Annotated in this window: 2 protein-coding genes and 2 pseudogenes; 2 read left to right on the forward strand and 2 right to left on the reverse strand. The window is 44.4% G+C overall.

Translation table 11 applies throughout. The features are described 5' to 3' along the window. Positions 1–111 precede the first annotated feature (111 nt). Positions 112–732: pseudogene (locus O9290_RS09830) on the reverse strand (LysR family transcriptional regulator); the annotation flags it as partial. A gap of 147 nt (positions 733–879) precedes the next feature. Between O9290_RS09830 and O9290_RS09835 the strand changes: the two are divergent. Beyond that, positions 880–1,563, forward strand: coding sequence for a cadmium resistance transporter (locus tag O9290_RS09835; protein ID WP_288055596.1), 684 nt, complete (start codon positions 880–882; stop codon positions 1,561–1,563). 329 nt (positions 1,564–1,892) lie between these two features. Further along, a complete protein-coding gene (locus O9290_RS09840) occupies positions 1,893–2,327 on the forward strand; it encodes a YidH family protein (RefSeq protein ID WP_002762666.1) in 435 nt (144 codons plus the stop codon). Positions 2,328–2,337: 10 nt separating this feature from the next. On the opposite strand, the pseudogene O9290_RS09845 reads toward O9290_RS09840, so the two are convergent. Beyond that, positions 2,338–3,063, reverse strand: a pseudogene (locus O9290_RS09845) (sulfite exporter TauE/SafE family protein); the annotation flags it as partial. Positions 3,064–3,211: the final 148 nt, after the last annotated feature.

Consider the following 3,211-nt stretch of genomic DNA (forward strand, 5'->3'; position numbering starts at 1 on the left):
GATAAATTCTCTCTAGCATTTTCTGGCTCTCGGGGTTTAGGTCTCTAATCAATCTCATTGTATTTTCCTGCTGCTTCGTTTTTTTATGTATTATACTTCTTAATTTTTTATTTGGGTAATTAATTTTGCATGACTACTTACCCAAGGGGTTTCCACTAATTCCGGCAATTCGATCGCTTCTCTTTTATACCAAGGATGAGAACGTCCGACAATAATTAATAGGCGATCGCTGCCGACGATCTCCTGTTCTAAACAATGTGTTAAATCACTCTTGACTTCTCCCTCGATTAATGCTAGGTCAAAACGTCCGTTAGCCGTACCCAGACAGATTTCTTCCGTATTAGCTAGGGTGCAATTGATCTTAATTGCCGGATAGCGCTCCTGAAAATCGCTAATTTTTGCCGGCAGCCAATAGTTACCAATAGTCAAACTCGACCCTAATTGTAGTTCTCCCCGTTGCAAGTCGTTGAATTCCGCCAATCCCCTTTCTGTCAAAGTTACCTGGGTGAGAATGCGTTGCGCTTCTAATTGCAGTAAACGTCCTGTTTCCGTGATCTCGATGTGACGACCGACGCGATGGAATAATTTCACCCCGTATTCATTTTCTAGGGAGGCAATGGCGGCACTGACGGCCGGTTGGGTGATATACAAAGCTTCTGCTGCTTTGGTGAAGTGGAGATGTTCAGCAGTCGCTAGAAAGATTTCCAGTTGATCTAGGGTCATTCTGGCCATGGCAATGGGTTTTCCGTCTCTATTGGTCTTTCCATCATTTTAATTTATTAAATCAACAAGAAAGAATATTTGATTTTATTAATGGCTCTTTCTAGAGTAGAAGTAGGGCGATCGAGATCAGAAGACCCGATTAAGGAAAAAAATCCCATGACTACCATGATTACTGCCATATCCACAGCAATAGCGGCCTTTATTGCCACTAATCTCGATGACATCCTGATTTTGACGATTCTTTTCGCCCAGGTCAATAAACTTTTTCGCCGTCGTCATATCGTTATCGGTCAGTATTTAGGCTTTATCCTGCTAATTTTGGCGAGTTTAACCGGCTTTTTCGGGAGTTTCTTGATTCCGGCTCAGTGGATTCGTTTTCTCGGCCTGTTGCCGGTGATTTTCGGGATTCGGAGTCTCTGGCAGCGAGAAGAAACCGAGACGGATAATCATCTGGAGATGGCTGTAGAATCAGCACCGTCTTCTCCTTTGCTGGCCTGGTTTTCCCCTCAAACCTGCTCTGTGGCGGCAATTACCATCGCCAATGGCAGTGATAATATCGGCATTTATCTGCCGCTGTTCGCTAGTAATACTTGGCCAAATTTAGTCACTATCGTCAGCGTTTTTCTGATCTTGGTGGGTGTTTGGTGTTTTACTGCTCATCAGTTAACTCAATTACCGGCGATCGCTAATTTAATTAGCAGTCACGGTAGCCACTTTGTCCCCTGTGTGCTGATCGGTTTGGGTGTGTTTATGATCAAGGAAAGTCTTCCCCTGGCTTTCTTGGCCCTATCCTTAAGCTATGGATGGACCCTTCTCCAGCAGCAAGCAGAATCTATTTAGGGTTTGCGGCAAAAAGTTTTTCCTGGGGGCAGGGTGTAGGGTGTAGGGTGTAGGGTGTAGGGTTTTACCCATTTTCAGGGAAAAAGTCCCGGAATTTTCCCCCCGATCACTCCAATGGCCGGTACTTTTGGATTTCAAAAAGGTCTAAAAGTCTTATCGAACAATGTTTTTAGATTTATTCAGCAAACCCTATTTGATTTTTGATTCAATACAAATACATCTAAAAAGAGATTTTAGATTTTTTCCATACCATCTATAACTCAAGTGCCATAGAATAACATCATCTTCTCAAACGATCAACTTGAAACCGACCCCTAGTCATCTCGATCATGTTATTTTTTCTCAAATCACCAGTGACGGAAAGCAAGACCAGCATTAAACCGAAAAAAGTCAATCCCAATCGAGTCCGCGATCATCTGGCCAATGAACGCACCTATCTGTCTTGGATGCGAACAGCGATCGCATTAATGGGTTTTGGTATGGTTATCCTGCGTTTACGGGCCTTTCATCCTCCTCTGGTTCCCCGGCCCGGTTATGGCTGGAAATTAGGCTTAATGTTTGCTTTAGTGGGTTTATTGACCGTATTTTTGACCACAGCCCATTATTTTACAGTCAGACGAGATATAGATGAAGATACCTACGAACCAGCCGATCGATGGGTGCTACTATTTAGTTTAGCGATCGTTATTCTCGGTGCGGGAATTATCTATTTTGTCGCCACCAGTCCCGATCTGTTGATGGGTAGTATGATGACTTTCGAGTGAACTTTGAGGATTAGGTGGGTTGCAGTAAGCGCCAACTGACCGTGACTAGAACCGTATAAAGCAGTATTTTTAGGGCATTTTTGGGGAAATATTCCGATAATCTTGCTCCCACTACTACCCCCGGTATCCCACCCAACCAGATGGGAAGTACCAGATTCCAGTCTACTGTTCCTAATCCCAGATGACCGATGGAAGTACAGGTTAAGAGGATGGACGCTTGCGATAGATCTGTACCGACTAATTTGCGAGAATCAAGGTGAAAAAAGGTCATCAAGACCAATGCAAATAAGGAACCACTGGAAATACTGGTTAAACCGACTAAATAGCCTAAAACTGCCCCTAATATCGTTGTTTTTATCTGACCCGATCGAGTGGTTAAATCTAATTTTGGCCAGGACCAAGGGGACAAATCGGGAAAAAATAAGGAGATTAGTAGTTCTAGGGCCGCTAGGACAGTCACGATCATCAAGACAAGACCGATGATATGGGGCAGCCATTGATCGAGATTGAGGGAGCTATTCTGCTGAAAATAGCGAAAACCGACTAATCCTAACAGAGAACCGGGTACACTGCCAATTACCAGCCATTTTACCACCTCTAACTCGATCGTTTGCTGTTGCCAGTGACGAACGGTGCCGACCACTTTCATCAACCCGGCCGCTACCACATCGGAACCCACTGCGGTGGTAGCGGGAACCTGAAATACAAAGATCAATAGGGGTGTAATCAAGGTTGACATCCTCGCCGCCCTAAAAGTGCGGCGATTCCTAAACCTCACGATTTAAGTTTCTGCTTCCACCACCGTCGCATACCACAGTTAAAAAACCATGTACTGTCTTACACAGAGTCCACAGACTTTCGCCCCATTTCAGAAGCCCGATTCC

Origin of the sequence: Microcystis sp. LE19-41.2A (assembly GCF_027530405.1) — a bacterium.
Taxonomy (GTDB): Bacteria; Cyanobacteriota; Cyanobacteriia; order Cyanobacteriales; family Microcystaceae; genus Microcystis; species Microcystis aeruginosa.

Bases quoted from the DNA above. Each gene is read 5' to 3' on its own strand.
- O9290_RS09835 (WP_288055596.1), top strand. From the start codon at position 880: ATGACTACCATGATTACTGCCATATCCACAGCAATAGCGGCCTTTATT.
- O9290_RS09840 (WP_002762666.1), top strand. From the start codon at position 1,893: ATGTTATTTTTTCTCAAATCACCAGTGACGGAAAGCAAGACCAGCATT.